This window comes from Microbacterium sp. W4I20 (genome assembly GCF_030816505.1).
Classification (GTDB): Bacteria; Actinomycetota; Actinomycetes; order Actinomycetales; family Microbacteriaceae; genus Microbacterium.
This window is the reverse complement of record NZ_JAUSYB010000001.1, coordinates 1255595-1272806: the sequence shown is the minus strand read 5'-3', so window position 1 is coordinate 1272806 and position 17212 is coordinate 1255595. Positions and strand designations below refer to the sequence as shown.

At 68.5% G+C, this 17212-nt stretch carries 12 protein-coding genes and 1 pseudogene; 6 read left to right on the top strand and 7 right to left on the bottom strand.

What is annotated here, in order from left to right:
- Positions 1-75 precede the first annotated feature (75 nt).
- The 6 genes and pseudogenes from QFZ21_RS06190 (at position 76) to QFZ21_RS06165 (ending at position 8274) form a co-directional block, all read left to right on the top strand.
- Positions 76-1566 carry an AlkA N-terminal domain-containing protein gene (locus QFZ21_RS06190; RefSeq protein ID WP_307375527.1) on the top strand — a complete coding sequence of 497 codons (1491 nt, stop codon included), beginning with the start codon at positions 76-78 and terminating at the stop codon, positions 1564-1566.
- Positions 1563-2060, top strand: a complete 498-nt coding sequence (locus QFZ21_RS06185; protein WP_307375525.1) for a methylated-DNA--[protein]-cysteine S-methyltransferase — start codon at positions 1563-1565, stop codon at positions 2058-2060. The genes QFZ21_RS06190 and QFZ21_RS06185 overlap by 4 nt, the downstream gene beginning before the upstream one ends.
- Before the next feature lie 129 nt (positions 2061-2189).
- Positions 2190-3239, top strand: a complete 1050-nt coding sequence (locus QFZ21_RS06180) for a dipeptidase (RefSeq protein ID WP_307375523.1) — start codon at positions 2190-2192, stop codon at positions 3237-3239.
- Between the two features lie 348 nt (positions 3240-3587).
- Positions 3588-5508: pseudogene (locus tag QFZ21_RS06175) on the top strand (ABC transporter ATP-binding protein).
- The gene (locus QFZ21_RS06170; protein ID WP_307375521.1) at positions 5505-7319 is read left to right on the top strand and encodes an ABC transporter ATP-binding protein; all 1815 of its coding nucleotides are present in this window, start codon (positions 5505-5507) and stop codon (positions 7317-7319) included. Before QFZ21_RS06175 ends, QFZ21_RS06170 begins: the two are co-directional and overlap by 4 nt.
- Before the next feature lie 481 nt (positions 7320-7800).
- Positions 7801-8274, top strand: coding sequence for a hypothetical protein (locus tag QFZ21_RS06165; RefSeq protein ID WP_307375519.1), 474 nt, complete (start codon positions 7801-7803; stop codon positions 8272-8274).
- 45 nt (positions 8275-8319) lie between these two features.
- On the opposite strand, the gene QFZ21_RS06160 is transcribed toward QFZ21_RS06165, so the two are convergent.
- From QFZ21_RS06160 to QFZ21_RS06130, 7 genes are all read right to left on the bottom strand, one after another.
- Positions 8320-9768, bottom strand: coding sequence for a GH1 family beta-glucosidase (locus QFZ21_RS06160; protein ID WP_307375518.1), 1449 nt, complete (start codon positions 9766-9768; stop codon positions 8320-8322).
- Positions 9765-11996 (bottom strand): alpha-xylosidase, encoded by a 2232-nt coding sequence (gene yicI / locus QFZ21_RS06155; RefSeq protein WP_307375515.1) that lies wholly within the window; start codon positions 11994-11996, stop codon positions 9765-9767. Before yicI ends, QFZ21_RS06160 begins: the two co-directional genes overlap by 4 nt.
- Positions 11996-12883, bottom strand: a complete 888-nt coding sequence (locus QFZ21_RS06150) for a carbohydrate ABC transporter permease (RefSeq protein WP_307375513.1) — start codon at positions 12881-12883, stop codon at positions 11996-11998. Before QFZ21_RS06150 ends, yicI begins: the two co-directional genes overlap by 1 nt.
- On the bottom strand, positions 12883-13860 hold the full coding sequence (locus tag QFZ21_RS06145; RefSeq protein ID WP_307375511.1) for a carbohydrate ABC transporter permease: 978 nt from the start codon (positions 13858-13860) through the stop codon (positions 12883-12885). Before QFZ21_RS06145 ends, QFZ21_RS06150 begins: the two co-directional genes overlap by 1 nt.
- A 55-nt stretch (positions 13861-13915) precedes the next feature.
- Positions 13916-15223, bottom strand: a complete 1308-nt coding sequence (locus tag QFZ21_RS06140; RefSeq protein WP_307375509.1) for an ABC transporter substrate-binding protein — start codon at positions 15221-15223, stop codon at positions 13916-13918.
- A 127-nt stretch (positions 15224-15350) separates the two neighbouring features.
- On the bottom strand, positions 15351-16364 hold the full coding sequence (locus tag QFZ21_RS06135) for a LacI family DNA-binding transcriptional regulator (RefSeq protein WP_307375507.1): 1014 nt from the start codon (positions 16362-16364) through the stop codon (positions 15351-15353).
- Between the two features lie 212 nt (positions 16365-16576).
- Positions 16577-17035 (bottom strand): N-acetyltransferase, encoded by a 459-nt coding sequence (locus QFZ21_RS06130; protein WP_307375504.1) that lies wholly within the window; start codon positions 17033-17035, stop codon positions 16577-16579.
- Positions 17036-17212 lie beyond the last annotated feature (177 nt).

The window sequence follows — 17212 nt, the reverse complement described above, 5'->3', positions numbered from 1 at the left end:
GTCGGACATCGCGGCGCCCACCGCGATGTCCGATTTCCGCCAGTCGATGTCGGTGGGGCGTGACAGAGTGGGGGCATGAGCCTCCCCGTGACCGACTTCGACGAACGCTACCGGGCGATCAACGCGCGCGACACGCGCTTCGACGGGCAGTTCGTGACGGCGGTGCGCTCGACCGGAATCTACTGCCGGCCGAGCTGCCCCGCGCGCACGCCGAAGCCGCAGAACGTCACGTTCTACCCGACCAGCGCGGCCGCGCACGAGGCCGGCTACCGAGCCTGCAAGCGGTGCCTCCCCGAGGCCGCTCCCGGCTCGCCCGCGTGGGATCTGCGCGGCGACACCGCCGCGAGGGCCATGCGCCTGATCGCCGACGGCGTGATCGAGCGGGAGGGCGTTCCCGGGCTGGCTGCGCGTCTCGGGTATTCGTCTCGGCATCTCACGCGGCTGCTCAGCACAGAGCTCGGGGCGGGGCCGCTCGCCCTCGCCAGGGCGCACCGGGCGCATACCGCGCGCATGCTTCTCGTCGGCACCGATATGGCGATCTCGGAGGTCGCGTTCTCCGCGGGCTTCGCCAGCATCCGCCAGTGCAACGACACGATCCGTGAGGTGTTCGGGCTCACGCCGGGGGAATTGCGCGCCCGTCGCCGCTCGACCGGCGTCGAGGTCGCGCCGGGAGTCATCGATCTCGTGCTGCCCTACCGCGGACCGCTCGACGCGAGCGGAATCTTCGCGTGGATGTCGGCGCGCGCTCTTCCGGGGGTCGAGGAGACGACCGCGACGTCCTTCTCCCGGCATCTGCGCATGGCCGGCGGACCTGCCTGGTTCGAGGTGAGTCAGGATGCCTCGGCGCGACTGCACCTCCGCGCCCGCGTCACACAGCTCGGCGACCTCGCGCCACTCGTCGCCACCGTGCGACGCATCTTCGACCTCGATGCCGATCCGATCGCGATCGATGAGGCGCTCGCCTCGCACCCGGAACTCGCCCCACTCGTGGCGCGGACCCCCGGCATCCGTGTTCCCGGGTCTGCCGATCCGCACGAGATGCTCATCCGCGCGATGATCGGGCAGCAGATCACGGTCGTGGCGGCCAGAACCGCCCTCAGCGGTCTCGCCGAGGCGCTGGGCGAGCACACCGAGAACGGCCTGCTCTTCCCGACCATGACCGCGATCGCCGAGCGCGGTGCGGAGGTCCTCCGCGGCCCCGCAGCGAGGATCCGCGCCATCACCGGCGCGGCGGCTGCCCTCGCCGACGGGTCGCTCACGCTCACCGTCGGCGACGACGGCGCCGAGCAGCGGGCGGCTCTGCTCGCGATGCCCGGGATCGGACCGTGGACCGCCGACTACGTCCGCATGCGCGTGCTCGGCGATCCCGACATCCTGCTGCCAGGAGACGTCGCGCTGCGCGCCGGGGCCGCGGCATCCGGTCTCCCGGGAGAGCCCAAGCCACTCGTCGCCTGGGCCGAACGCGCCGCGCCCTGGCGCAGTTATCTGAGCGCACACCTCTGGCGCGCGGCACCGGTCCGCCCGGTGCGCACCATCCGATCCGTCACCTCGAAGGAGACATCATGACCACGATCATCCAGACCATCGACACCGCCGACGGTCCCTTCACGATCCTCGCCGACGATCGCCAGCGGGTGCTCTCCTCCGGCTGGACCGACGACCAGGCGGCGATCGTCGGACGCCTGGCCGCAGCGACCCGATCCGCCACGGTCCGAGAGGGAGAGACCGATGCGGCGGCCGCGACGCTGGCCTACTACGCCGGTGACCTGACCGCGATCGATGCCGTCGCGGTGAAGCAGACTGGAACGGCTCTGCAGCTCGCCGGCTGGGCAGCACTGCGCCAGATCGAGCCGGGTGCGCCGCTGACGTACACCGGCTTCGCCGCGCGACTGGGCAACCCCCAGGCGGTGCGGGCGGCGGCGTCGATCTGTGCCCGCAACGCCCCGGCGCTGTTCGTCCCGTGCCACCGTGTGCTCCGCACCGACGGCACCCTGGGTGGATTCGCATGGGGGCTCGACGTGAAGGAGAGCCTTCTGGCCCGAGAGGCGGCCGCCGCTTGAGCGGATGCGACGAACTCGGAGCAGTGCTTCGGTGCTCGCCGATGAAGCGCGGCACCGAGCCGGCCCGTAGTCTCGTTCCGACCACGATGGCGAAGCGGCGAGTGCGCCGCCGGGGACGAGGATCTACGCATGACCGATAACCGCGCGGCAGCGCTCCACAGCCGAGCCGTCGTCGCCGACGCGCATAACGATCTGCTCTGTGCTGTCGCCAGTCGCCCGCCAGAGGAGTGGGCGTCATTCTTCCGCGCACAGTGGCTGCCTCAGCTGCAGGCCGGCGGGGTCGACCTGCAGATCCTGCCCGTGTTCGTCGACGAGGCGTACCGCCCCGAAGGCGCACTGCGACGGACCCTGCGCATGATCGAAGCCGCGCATCGGCTGGCCGCGGGCAATGCCGACGCCGTCGAGCTCTGCTTCTCCGGCGCGGACATCGACCGCGTCATCGCGGAGGGGCGCATCGCCCTGGTGCTCGCGCTCGAGGGCATGCCCGGGATCGCCGACGACGTCGAACTACTGGAGACCGTGCACCGGCTCGGCGTGCGGGTCGGCTCGGTCGCGCACTTCGGCCGCGGCGCCTTCGGGGACGGCAGCGGCGAGGACGCCGCCGGGAGCAGGCTCACACGCGCCGGCATCCATGCGCTCACCGAGATGGAGCGCATCGGCATGCTGTTCGACGTCAGCCACCTCGGAGCCGGGGGAGTGGACCACGTCCTCGAGCTCGCCACGCGTCCGGTCATCGCGACCCACTCCTCGGCGCGTGCGCTGCTCGACCACCACCGCAACCTGTCCGACGAGCAGCTCGCCGGCATCGCCGCGAGCGGAGGCATCGTCTGCGTCAACTTCTTCGCGCCCTACCTGCATGCCGACGCGCATACGCTCGACTCGCTCGTGGACCACTTCGAGCATGTCGTCTCGATCGCGGGGATCGAGCACGTCGGCATGGGACCGGATTTCGTCCGCGAGGTGCTCGCCGACACCACGGCTCCGTGCTGCGTGCAGGACACGATCGAGGGCGTGCCGACAGATCGCTTCCTTCCCGGGCTCGACGGACCGTCGGGGCTGCCACTCGTGACGGAAGCCCTGCTGCGCCGCGGCTGGAGCGAGACCGATGTGCTCGCCGTGCTCGGTGACAACCTGCAGCGGCTTCTCCGGAGCGAACTCGGCCATTCCGCTGGCGCCTGAGCCTCGTCGCCCGCGCTCTCAGCGGCGCCGGCATGAGGCCTCCCGACGCCTTTCCGCAGCGCCTCCCAGCGGGAAGTTCTCTCTCGATCGGGAATGTCTCTTGCGTCCAGCCGGTTCACAGCAATAGGCTGATGGGCTGTCGCGCCGACCGGACGACACAGCCGAGCCCCTGAGGAGGACACCATGATCTCGAACGCCAGCGTGCAGATCTCCGCTCTCGGCTCGACCCCGGCGGATCTGCTCTTCTAGAGCCCCACTCGCTCCTTACCGGATGCCGGACTCGCACAGTCCTCTTCGCATCCGTCTCCCCTCCGCAACCGCTTTCCATACGAAACTCGTCTGAGAGACATGTCTTCCTCGCCTTCCCCCCAGAGCGCTCCTTCGTCGTCCTCCCTTTCCACTCCGGCCGCACTGTGGCGCCTGAAGCCCTTCGTGCGGCCGGTCATCTGGCGGCTCGCCGGTGGTGCCGCCAGCGCGCTCATCGCCGCGGTCATCGCGCTGATGATCCCGATCGTCCTCGAGCAGATCATCGGCGGGCCGGTCCGATCCGGCGAGATCAGCGCGATCGTCGTCGGTGCGCTCGTCGTGTTCGCTCTCGCCCTCGGTGAGGCCGTGATGGTGTGGCTGCGACGTCAGTTCGTGCTCAACCCGGCCACCGAGGTCGAGTACCAGATGCGCACGACGCTGTACTCGCGCCTGCAGACCCTGCCGGTCTCGTTCCACGACCGCTGGCAGTCGGGGCAGCTCCTGAGCCGCATGATGCAGGACATCGGCCTGATCCGCCGGTGGCTCGCGTTCGGTCTCGTGCTGCTCGTGGTGAACATCCTCACGATCGCCATCGGATCGGTGCTGCTGTTCCGCTGGCACTGGCTGCTGGGCACGATCTTCCTGGTGACGGCCATCCCGCTGTGGATCCGCGGCTACCTGTTCGAGAAGCGCTACGGCGCCCTCACCCGCCGCAGCCAGGACCAGGCCGGCGACCTCGCCACCAGCGTCGAGGAGAGCGTGCACGGCATCCGCGTGCTGAAGGCCTTCGGTCGTGGCAAGCACGCACTCGGGCCGGTTCAGCCGTCAGGCGGAGACGCTGCGCGAGACCGAGATGAGCAAGGCCGGCGCCATCGCGTCGATCTGGTTCTGGCTCGACCTCATGCCGCAGATCGCCTTCGGGCTGAGCCTGATGTCGGGCATCTGGCTGATCTCGCAGGGTCAGATCGACGAGGCGCAGTTGTTCGCCTTCTTCGCGATGGCCGTGGTGCTGCGCTGGCCGATCGAGTCGATCGGCTTCCTGTTCTCGTTCATGCTCGACGCCCGGACGGCGACGGACCGCGTCTTCGAGATCTTCTCGGAGACCAACACGATCACCGACCCCGAGAAGCCCGTGCACATCGCGAACCCGCGCGGGGCGCTCGCCTTCGAGAACGCGCACTTCCGGTACCAGGATGCCGGTGCTGACGAGCGCGACCTGCTCGACGGTATCGACCTCGTACTGCGCCCGGGCGAGACCATGGCGTTGGTCGGACTCACCGGAAGCGGCAAGACGACGCTCACCACGCTGCCGGCGCGCCTGTACGACGTCACCGGCGGTCGTGTGACGCTCGACGGCGTCGATGTGCGCGACCTGCCGCTCGCGGAACTGCGCCAGCACGTCGCCATGGCATTCGAGGACGCGACGCTCTTCTCGGCATCCGTCCGAGAGAACGTGCTGCTCGGCCGGGCCGAACTCGACATCCACAGCGAAGAGGCCGAGCGCGTGCTGCGGGAGGCGCTCGACGTCGCGCAGGCGGCGTTCGTCGACTCGCTGCCGGAAGGCGTGGAGACGATCATCGGCGAGGAAGGTCTCAGCCTCTCCGGCGGTCAGCGTCAGCGTCTCGCCCTGGCTCGGGCCGTCGCGGCGAAGCCGCAGGTGCTGGTCCTCGACGACCCGCTGTCGGCCCTCGACGTCGACACCGAGGCGCTCGTGGAGGAGGCGCTGCGTCACGTGCTCGCCGACACGACCGCGGTCATCGTCGCGCACCGTCCGTCGACGGTCGCGCTCGCCGACCGCGTCGCGCTCCTCGAAGCCGGTCGGATCACCGCAGTGGGCACACACAGCGACCTGCTGCGCACCAGCCGCCATTACCGCTACGTGATCTCCAGCCTGGAGGCCGAAGAGGCAGCACGCACCGGTGCGATCCCGATCATCCGCGCAGAACCGGATGACGACCCCGGCCTTGATGCTTCGTCAGGCTCAGCAACCCACGAAGGTCAGAAGAAGGAGGTGCAGGCATGAGCGCCGCGATCACCGGAACCCAGGACGAGGACCGTTCCGAATACACGCGCGCGGAGAGCAAGGCGATCCGTCGCCGCTCGCTGCGGCTGCTCGGCTCGCTGGTCCGTCCCCTGAAGGGGCAGGTCATCCTCGCCGGCGTCGTGCTGGTCATCTCGACGGCGCTGCAGGTGATCGGTCCGATCCTGATCAGCATCGGCCTCGATCGGGCGCTGCCCGCCGTCATCAAGCAGGCCGACTGGATGCCGACGCTGATGATCGGCTTCATCTACCTGTTCGCGGGAGCGGCGGCCGCGGCACTCATCGCCTGGTACGTGATGATCGCCGCACGGATCACGCAGGCCGTGCTCCTCGACCTGCGCAAGCGCATCTTCCTGCACACGCAGCGACTGAGCCTCGAGTTCCACGAGTCGTACACGTCGGGGCGCATCATCTCGCGGCAGACGAGCGACCTGGACTCGATTCGCGAGCTGCTCGACGGCGGGCTGAACAACCTCGTCTCCGGCGTGCTCTTCGGAGCCTTCACCTTCATCGCGCTGGTGGTGTGGGACTGGCAGTCGGGTGTGATCCTGGCGCTGGCCGGCGTTCCGCTGTTCCTGCTGATGCGCTGGTTCTACTCCCGGTCGCAGCTCGTGTACCGCGAGTCGCGTGTGATCAGCGCGAAGGTGATCGTGCAGTTCGTCGAGACGATGACCGGCATCCGCGCCGTCAAGGCGTTCCGCAAGGAGCCGCGCAACGACGTCACGTTCCAGCACGTCGCCGGCGAGTACCGCGACATCAACCGTCGCTCGATGCTGTTGTTCGGCACGTTCGAGCCGGGGCTGATGGGAGTCGCGGCGCTCACGCTCGGCTTCGTGGTGCTCTGGGGCGGCGTCCGCGTGTCGACCGGTGCGCTCACGGTGGGTGTGCTGCTGTCGGCGGTGCTCTACGTGCGCAACTTCTTCGCGCCGATGCAGGAGATCGCGATGTTCCTGAACTCGTACCAGTCGGCCACGGCTGCGCTCGAGAAGGTGTCGGGCGTGCTCGAAGAGGTGCCGACGGTTCCGGACCCCGAGAACCCGGTCGACCTGTGGGATTCCCGCGGTCACGTGTCTTTCGACGAGGTGACCTTCGGGTACAACGGCGAGAAGACGATCCTCCCGAACTTCTCGCTCGACATCCCCGCGGGGCAGACGATCGCGCTGGTGGGAACGACCGGTGCGGGCAAGTCTACGCTGGCGAAGCTCATCTCGCGGTTCTACGACCCGTCGGCCGGTCGCGTGACCCTCGACGGAGTCGACCTGCGCTCGCTGCATCCGAAGGACCTGCGCCGCGCGATCGTCATGGTCACGCAGGAGGCCTACCTGTTCAGCGGGACGGTCGCCGACAACATCGCGCTCGGCAAGCCCGACGCGACGCTCGACGAGATCCGGGCGGCTGCGCGTGCGGTCGGCGCGGACGAGTTCATCTCGTCGCTCCCCGACGGGTACGGCACCGACGTGAACAAGCGCGGCGGCCGGGTGTCTGCGGGACAGCGTCAGCTGATCTCCTTCGCCCGGGCCTTCCTCGCAGACCCCGCAGTGCTGATCCTCGATGAGGCCACGGCGTCGCTCGACATCCCGTCCGAGCGCTTGATCCAGGACGCGCTGCAGACCCTGCTGAAGGACCGTACTGCGATCATCATCGCGCACCGCCTGTCGACGGTCGCGATTGCGGATCGAGTGCTGGTGATGGAGCACGGACAGATCATCGAGGACGACACCCCCGACGCCCTGATCGGCGGCACCGGCAAGTTCGCGCAGCTGCACGCGGCCTGGCAGGAGACCCTGGTCTAGCCATCGGGCCCTGCCGGGTGGCGTCCGTCTGTCGAACTTCTGCGGCCACATCCACGAGATGTGCCGCAGAAGTTGAGGTGGCGGGAGGCAGACGGGCGGGAAGCGCGGGAACCAGAGGTCGGGCGCGCTGGGTAGCATCGAAGGATGGACCTTGTGCTGCTCGCCGAGTGGTGGTGGGTCGCGCCCTCCGCGATCGCGGCGGGCACAGTGGGGGTGATCGGTGTGAACCGACAGATCAGAACCAGCGGCAGGCGCCTCGCGTTCGATGCCGCGCGCCAGGACCTCGCCACCGCGCGCCAGGTGGCGGCGGAGAAGCGGACCGCACTCAAGATCGCCCGCGCCGATCTCGCCCGGGTGATGGCCGAGCGGGCGGCGCAACGCGCGTCCGCCGAACAGGTCGCCGGAGCGCGACGGATGCTGCGCGAGAGGGAACGCGATGCGAAGGCCGCCGCGGCCGATGTCCGCGCCCGCCAGGTGCGCGGTGAATGCGGCGCGGGCGGCGATCCCGCCGGCATCCGCCCCTCGTCCGATCGAGCGCCTGCGTGCCGAACACGACGCCGTCGTCGCGCGCTGGATGCAGTACGAGACCGACCCGGCCCTGCAGATCGCCTACCCGGCGATGACCGACGTGAAGCGCCCGGCGACAGCCGCGTACCTGCGGGCGGTGCGTCAGGCCAATGATCTGCGTCACAGCACGGACGGACGCATCACCGCCGCTGAGTTCGCCGCTTATCGGGATGCCGTCGCCGAACTCGAGCGCGCCTTCGAAGCCGCCGAGCATGCCGCGAAGGTGCAGGCGGGCGAAGCATCCGCCTCCGCAGGATGGCAGGATACGGCGCAGGACGTGCTCAGCCGCTCCGCCGAGGTGATCGATCGGGCAGCGGGGGCCGCCGCCTCAGCGCTCGCCGCCTGGAGCAACCGCAAACGCCAAGGAAAGCCGGACGATCACAGCTGATCGTCCGGCTCACCCGGCACCTCCGGCACCTCCAGCACCTTCGAACTACGCCCCGACGGTCCGTGTGCGCACGAGGTCGCGGTACCAGTGCCCGGAGTCCTTCACGGTGCGCTCGAGCGTGTCGAAGTCGACGCGCACGATGCCGAACCGCTTGGCGTAGCCGTAGCCCCACTCGAAGTTGTCGAGCAGCGACCACACGAAGTAGCCGCGCAGGTCGACGCCGCGCTCGAGCGCCCGATGCGCCGCGGTGAAGTGCCGGCGCAGGTAGTCGGTGCGCTCGGGGTCGGGCACCGAGCCGTCCTCCGCCACCTCGTCCTCGAAGGCCGCGCCGTTCTCGGTGACCATCAGCGCCTGCTCCGGGAACTGCTCCGACAGTGAGACGAGCAACTCCTCGAGGCCCTCCGGCGCGATGTTCCAACCCATGGCCGTGTACGGCCCCGGCTGCTCCACGAACTCGACGAGCTCGTTGCTGCCCGGCCAGGCCGTACCGCCTTCGGCGCCCTTGTGGCCGTCGTTCTGCTGCTTCGGCGAGACGCCGTCCCAGAGCCGCACGGTCGCGGTGGAGTAGTAGTTCACGCCCAGCACGTCGATCGGCTGGTTGATCGTGGCGAGGTCGCCCTCCTGCACGAAGCTCCAGTCGGTCACGGATGCCGTGTCCTCCAGCAGGTCGGCGGGGTACTCGCCACGCAGCATCGGACCGGTGAACGCGCGGTTCGCGAGCGCGTCGATCCGGCGCACTGCCTCGGTCGCTCCGTCGCCCTGACCACGCAGCACGTGGAAGTTGAGCGTGACGGAGTAGTCCGGGTCGCCCGACGACGTGGCCCGCAGCGCCCGGATCGCCCGTCCGTGCGCGAGATTGAGGTGGTGCACGGCCGACAGCGCGGATGCCGGTTCGTGCCGACCGGGCGCGTGACCCCCCTGCCCGTAGCCGAGGTAGGCCGAGCACCAGGGCTCGTTCAGCGTGGTCCAGGTGTGCACCCGGTCGCCCAGCGCCGCACCCATCACCTCGGCGTAGCGCTCGAAGGCATCCGTGGTCGCCCGGGAGGTCCACCCGCCGGCGTCCTCGAGGTACTGCGGAAGATCCCAGTGGTACAGCGTCGCCACCGGACGGATGCCGCGCTGCAGCAACCCGTCGACGAGCCGCGAGTAGAAGTCGATCCCGGCCTGATTCACCTCGCCCGTGGCGGCGGGGACGATGCGCGGCCAGGCGATCGAGAAGCGGTAGGCCTGCAGCCCGAGGTCCGCCATCAGATCGAGGTCCTCGTCGACGCGGTGATAGTGATCGCACGCCACGTCCCCGGTGTCGCCGTTCCACACGCGCCCCGGCGTCTTGCTGAAGGTGTCCCAGATCGACGGGGTGCGACCGTCTTCGGCCGCGGCCCCCTCGATCTGGTACGAGGCGGTGGCCGACCCGAAGGTGAAGCCTTCGGGGAAGACGAGTCCCGAGCCCCGGTAGTCGTCGGCGGGGGCAAGCGGTGCGAGCGGGGTGGTCATCCGGTGATCTCCTCGAGGTCGACGTCGTAGGTGACGGCGCGGCCCTCGGGGTTCGTCACGGTCACCGATGCGGTTCCCGTGCCGCCGGCGAAGACACGCAGCTGCAGTCCGTCATGGTAGTCGTATTCGGGGCTGTCCACCCTGGCGCCCCAGGGGAGCGCCGTGCCGGGGCGCACGTACAGCGGCAAGGAGTCGAAGCCGTGCACCTCTCGGCGCCACCCGCCCCCGGAGACCGTCTCGCCGGTCAGCAGCGACGTCCACTCGCCCGACGGCAGGTAGAAGTCCACGGCGCCGTCGGCCGAGAACACCGGCGCGACCAGCAGGTTCGAGCCGAGCATGTACTGCCGGTCGAGGTACGTCGCCGCGGGGTCGTCGGGGAACTCGAGCACCATCGGCCTCATCAGCGGCACGCCGGTTTCCGCGGCATCCAGTCCCTGCTGGTACAGGTACGGCATGAGCCGCATCTTCAGGTGCGTGAAGCGCCGTGTGACCTCGACGGCCTCCTCGTCGAACGCCCACGGCACCCGGTACGAGCTCGAGCCGTGGAAGCGCGAGTGCGAGCCGAGCAGGCCGAACGCCGTCCAGCGCTTGAACACCGCGGCATCCGGCGTTCCCTCGAAGCCGCCGATGTCGTGGCTCCAGAAGGCGAAGCCGCTCAGCGCGAGCGAGAGCCCGCCGCGGAGCGTCTCGGCCATCGACGCGAAGGTGGAGGTCGAGTCGCCGCCCCAGTGCACGGGCATGCTCTGGCCCCCGGCCGTCGCCGACCGGGCGAACAGCACGGCCTCGCCCTCGCCGCGGGTGTCGGTGAGCACGTCGAACACGGCCCGGTTGTAGAGCTCGGTGTAGAGGTTGTGCATGCGCTCGGGGTCGGCGCCGTCGGCCCAGACGACATCCGTCGGGATGCGCTCGCCGAAGTCGGTCTTGAAGCAGTCCACGCCCTGAGCGATGAGGCGGCGCAGATAACCCTGGTACCAGGCTGTGGCCTCCGGGTTCGTGAAGTCGACGAGACCCATACCGGCCTGCCACAGGTCCCACTGCCATACGGACCCGTCGGCGCGACGCACCAGGAAGCCCTGATCGGCGGCCTCGCGGAACAGCGGGGACCGCTGCGCGATGTAGGGGTTGATCCAGACGCAGACGCGCAGGTCCTTCTCGTGCAGACGCCCCAGCATGCCCTCGGGGTCGGGGAACACCCGCGGGTCCCACTCGAAGTCGCACCAGTTGAACTCGCGCATCCAGAAGCAGTCGAAGTGGAACACCGAGACCGGCAGCTCTCTCGCAGTCATCTCGTCGATGAAGGAGTTCACGGTCTGCTCGTCGTAGTCGGTCGTGAAGCTCGTCGACAGCCACAGGCCGTATGACCACGCGGGCACGACCGGCGGCCGACCGGTCAGCGCCGTGTAGCGGCCCAGCACGTCCTTCGGGGTGGGGCCGGCGATCACGAAGTACTCAAGCACCTCGCCGGAGACCGAGAACTGCACCCGCTCGACCGCCTCCGAGCCGATCTCATAGGAGACGTGCCCCGGATCGTTCACCAGCACGCCGTAGCCCCGGTCTGACAGGTGGAACGGCACGTTCTTGTACGCCTGCTCGCTCGACGTGCCGCCGTCGGCGTTCCACACCTCGACGGTCTGCCCGTTCTTCACCAGGGGCCCGAAGCGCTCGCCGAGTCCGTAGATGTGCTCGCCGACACCCAGGTCGAGCTGTTCGTGGATGAAGACGGATGCCGAAGGGGCGGTGCCGCCCTGTCGAGCGTTCGACACGATGCCCTGGTCGACCTGGGCTCCGGGCGCGAGCTGCATGTACCCCTGCGCCTTGTGCCCGCTGCCGGTCACCCGGCGGCCTTCGACCTCGAACGACAGATCCCACGGAGCACCGGGGGAGATGCGGGCGACCAGCGCGCCGGCATCCACCACGCCTCCGGCGTCGGAGACCGAGACGGATGCCGCGCCGCCGGCACCCGGAAGCGTGAACCCGCCGTGCCACCGCCCGCCGGAGTGATGCGCGATGCGCACCCGGATCACGCCCTCGGCGGGGGAGGAGAGGGTCGTGGTGAGCACGGGGCGGTTGAGCACGTCGCCGCGCTTGGCGATCACCAGCGTGGGAGCCGTGATGACCAGGCCGGGGCCGTCGGGGGTGTCGTCGGTCTCTGCGATGTCGTAGGCCTCTTGCGCGTGGAGCGCGGTGACGCCGGGACGCAGCTGCCAGAACCCGTCGGTGAACTTCATTACTTGACTGCTCCTGCCGTGATGCCGCGTGTGAGCGTGCGCTGGAAGATGAGGAAGAAGATGAGCGTGGGGATGATGCCGAGCAGTGCCGACGCGCTCGTGGTGGTGACGTCCATCAGACGGTCGCCCTGCAGCACGCTGATCGCGACCGGGACCGTCTGGTTGGCGTTCGAGGCGAGGAACGTCAGCGGGATGAGGAACTCGTTCCACGTCCAGATGAAGAAGAAGATCAACAGCACCGACAGCGTGGGACGGCTGATGGGGAAGACGACCCGCCAGAGGATCTGCCAGCGGGTCGCACCGTCGAGCGACGCGGCCTCGAGGATCTCCTTGGGGAAGGTGCCGTAGACCGATGACAGGAGGTAGGTGCCGAAGGCCGCCTGGATCACCGTGAACACGATGATGACCGCCCACACGTTGTCGTACAGACCGACCGACTTGAACATGTAGTACAGCGGGTAGAGCAGCGCCTCCTGCGGAAGCAGGTTGGCCATCAGGAACAGCAGCACGATCCAGCTGCGCCCGCGAACGCGGCCGATGCCGATCGCGAACGCGTTGAGCATCGAGATGACCACGGCGAGCACTGAGACGATGCCGGCGATGAAGATCGAGTTCCAGACCTTCTCCGGAAAGTTTACGCGCTCCCAGAACTTGATGATCCCGCCGAAGTCGAGCGTCTCGGGGAAGGCGAGCGGCCCGGACGTCGCGTAGTCGAGCGGCGACTTGAACGAGTTCACGAGCACGAGGTAGAACGGCGCGATGACGAGCAGTGCGCCGACGACGACGAGGGCGAGCAGCAGCCAGTCGACCGGCCGTTTCTTCGTCATGCCGCCGCGGGGACGGGTCTTCGCGGTCTTGCCGGTGACGATGGCAGTGGTGGCGTGCATCACAGACCCGCCCTTTCTTTCCGCTCGAGCGAGTTCTGCAGGCGGATGAAGATGATCGACACGATGACCACGACGATGGTGAGCACGGTGGCGATGGTCGCGCCGTAGCCGACGTTCCGCTTGGTGAAGAACTCCTGGTACGCGTAGTAGGCGGGTACGAGCGTGGAACCCGCGGGCCCACCGCGCGTGATGATGTAGACGGGGCCGAAGACCTTGAGCGCCGCGATGGTGCAGGTCAGGGTCACCACGAAGATCTCCGGGCGGATGATGCTCATCGTGATGGCGGTGAATCGCTGGAGCCAGTTGGCGCCGTCGAGTTCGGCGGCCTCGTAGAGCTCCGGGTCGACGCGCTGCAGTGCGGCCATGAACACCACGACCGGGTAGCCGAGCTGCACCCAGACCATGACGACCATCAGCACGATGAGCGCCGACGGCATCTGTCCGAGCCAGTCGTACGCGGGGACGCCGAAGGCGCCGAGGATCTGATTGAGCGCGCCATCGCCGCCGGGGCGGACGATCCAGCCGATCACGATGCCCGCCACCGCGATCGGGAGGATCTGCGGGAGGTAGTAGGTGGCGCGGAGGAAGCTGCCGACCTTGCCACCGAACTTGCGCCCGACGACGTCGAACAGCAGTGCGGCGACGATGAGACCCACGATCGTCGGGACCACCACCATGGCGAGGATCATCCAGACCGAGTTCGTGAACGACGTCCAGAAGTCGCTGTCGGTGAGGATCTTCTGCCAGTTCTCGAGCCCGATGAACTCCGGGGTGCGCACGCCCTTCCACTTCGTGAAGGTGAGGTACACGTTCCAGATGAGCGGGACGATGACGACGACGAGCAGCAGCGCGAAGCCGGGGAGCAGGTAGAGCCAGTACGCCCCGGTCCCGCCGCGGCGCTGCGGGATCGACGGCTCCTCGGGTGGGAGCTTGGCGCGGCGCGGCGTCGTGCGGCGCTGACGGGTGTCGAGTGACATGGTCACCTCCAGGAGAGTTGCGGGGGCGGCTGCGGAAGCCGCCCCCGCGAATGGATCAGCGGTATTCGGAGGTGCCCTCGTCGTACTGGTCGCCGAGGTTGGTGTTGGTCGTCTTCACGTCCTGCACGCCGGTGACGAGACCCTGGAGCTCCTGCACGATGACGTCGTAGAAGCCGGGCGCGGGCCAGTCCGGGTAGAACGAGAGGCCGTCGGCGTCGAGCACGCCGTTGAACGTCTCGATCAGCTCGGCGCTCTTCTCGTCGGTGATGTCGGCGGTGTCGGCGGCGACGGGGAGACCGCCGTTGTTGCCGATGATCGCCTGGATCTCGGGACGCATCGTGATGTCGATGAACTCGTAGGCGAGCTCCTTGTTCGCGGCGTTCTCGGGCACGACCCAGAGGTTGCCCGAGGAGCCGAGCGAGAGATCAGCACCGGGGAAGGCGGTCATCGACCAGTCGAAGCCGGTGGCCTCGGAGACGAAGCGGCCGAACCACCAGGAGCCCGAGACGAAGATCGGCGAGGTGCCGTTGATGAACGAGACGCCGGCGTCCTCGGCCTTGACGGATGAGACGTCCGAGGCGATGTAGCCCTTGTCGACGTACTCCTTCAGCGTCTCGGTCGCCGAGGTGACCTCGTCGCCCTGCCAGTCGACCGGCTCCTTGTAGAGCTGGTAGTCGTCGACGAAGCCGCGGTCACCCTCCATGAGTGCCAGCTGGTACCAGAGCTGTCCGAGCGGGTACTCGGCGCCGGCCTCGGCGAGCGGAGTAATGCCCTTCGCGACGAAGGCGTCGAGCACGTCGACGAACTCGTCATACGTGGTCGGGATCTCGAGCCCCGCCTCGGCGAAGGCATCCTTGTTGTAGTAGACGCCGACGAACTCGCCGTAGTTCGGCACGCCGAACCAGGTGTCGCCGCCCATGACGCCGTCCTCGGAGTACTTCGCGGTCGTCTGCAGCGACGGGGCGAGCTTGTCGTCCCAGCCGTACTCCTCGACGGCATCCGAGATGTCGGCGATCAGCCCGGTCGACGCGAGGAAGCCCGCCGTGGCGTTGCCCTTGTTGAACTCCATCAGGTCGGGGGCGGCGTCGGTGTCGAGCACCTGGCTGGCCGTCTTCTGGATCTGCTCGAACGACTTCTCCTCGAACTCGACCTTGGCCCCGGTCTCCTCTTCGAAGATCTTGATGGATTCGGCCCACGCCTTGCCCATCGCGCTGTCGGCTCCCTCGTAGTGCCACAGCTTGAGGGTCTTGCCATCGCCGCCCTCGTCGCCTGAGCCGGCGGCGCAGCCGCTCAGCGCGATCCCGGTGGCGGTGAGCGCTGCCAACACGGTCAGCGCCTTCGTCCTGCGGATGTTGCGTGCCATCGTCGGCACTCCTTTCTCGGTGGCCCTGTGGGCCGGACACTTCTCTGGGTCAGGTGTTCAGTTGTGGAGGAGGCGAAGCATCGAAGCGTTTCGACGACGGTCGCGCGAGAGCATGGTCTCCGAGGCGTCATTCCCGGGGAGGGGCGACGGATCCGGCGGAGCGGTATTCGGGTGGAAGGAGGTGGATCCCCGGTGCGGTGTGCGCCTCTTCCAGACGGCGGACGGCCAGGTCGACCGCGTACTCGCAGGACAGCTGCGGCACGAGAGGGATCGTGTCGATGGGGACGGCGAGCGTTGTGGTGTCGAAGGATGCTGCGGCGGAGATGACGGATACGTCGTCGCCCACGCGCAGGCCGCGTTCGTCGAGCACCGCGAGCAGCGCATCGTGCACATCGTTCACGGCGTGCACGATGAAGGCGCGGTCGCCGTCGTCGAGCGCGGCGTTCGCCGCGGCGCGCACAGCGGCGACGTCGGTGGTGGCGGCGCCAGTCGTGATCGGGTCGAGGCGCACTCCACGCTCGTCCGCGCGGTCGGTCGCGCCCTTCAGCAGACGGCGGGGGAAGTTCGACTTCCGGTAGGAGACCTCGGTCTGGCCGAGCAGCGTGATGCGGTCGTGGCCGGCGTCGACGAGGTGGTCGACGGCCATGCGCCCGGCGGCGTCGAAATCCAGGTCGACGCAGGTGAGCCCCTCAGCATCCTCCGGGATGCCGATGAAGATCGTCGGGGTGCGCACCGAGCGGGCGATCGCGGCGCGCTCGTCGTCGGGGGCGACATCGAGCACGAGGATCGCATCCACCAGGTTGCTCGCCGCCACACGGTTCATGCCCTCAGAGGCCTGCTCGTCGGTGAGGAGGAGGATGTCGTAGCCGCGCTGCCGCGCCGCCACGGCGGTCGCGAGCACGAACGCCATGTGCGTGGGGGCGTGCGTGTCGGCGCGGAGGGGCTCGGTCAGGGCGAAGATGTGCGTGCGCCGACCGGCGAGCATCCGTGCGCCGGCATCCGGTTCGTAGCCGAGCGCGTGTGCGGCATCCTCGATGCGGCGACGGGTCTTCTCGGACACGGGCCGCTTGCCGCTCAGGGCGTAGGAGACGGTACTGATCGACACCCCGGCGGCCTCGGCCACCTCGTGGATCGTCGTCATCGTGACTCCATCGTCATCCTGCGGTAAGAAATCGTCGAAGCGCTTCGCTTACGCCTCTTCAGCGATGATACGCACGAGGCGCAGCGGAGCGCAAGCTTTTTGTGGTCGCTCGCAACATATCCGTGACTCTCGTGTGAGAGCGGTCCCGTCAGGAACCGGTCAAGGGCGACGGAGTCTCGATGGGGGAGGGGATTCGAGACCCCGCCGCCGGCCTATGACGTGACGCGGATCTGCGCGATGATCTCGCCGTAGGCGGTCTCGCCGACGGGCGTGAACCCGACGCGGTGGAAGAAGTTCTCCGGTCCGCCGTCGCCCGCCTCGTAGATCACGTTGACGTGGTCGACCTCGCGCTGACGGGCTTCCTCGATGAGAGCCTCGACGGCGAAACGACCGACGCCTCGCCCCTGATCGTCGGCATCCACGTTGATGCGCCACAGGACGGAGCGGAAGTGCTCCTCCGGCGCCTCGTCGTCGAAGTTCGCGCTGACGAACCCGACGACCTCATTGCGGTCGAGGATCACGCGCTGCCACGACGTCTGCGGATTGATGACGGTCGCAGCGATCCCGTACGAGACGGGTGCGAGGTACTGCTCCTGTCCGGGCTTGAGCGACAGGTTGTTCACGGCGACGATCGTCGCGGCGGAGAGTTCGACCATGCGCAGTTCGGACATGCTCCCAGGCTAACCCCTCCCGCGCGAGCGGAGACATCCCCCGCGAACATTTCGCCTCAGGTCTATCGAGGCTGGCTGTTCGGACGACGCAGCGCCCGCCCGCCGGGCCACGCGCCGACAGCCGCTCAGGTATCTTGGTATCGAGACAAATTGCCCTCGCGAACGGAGAACCTCCCG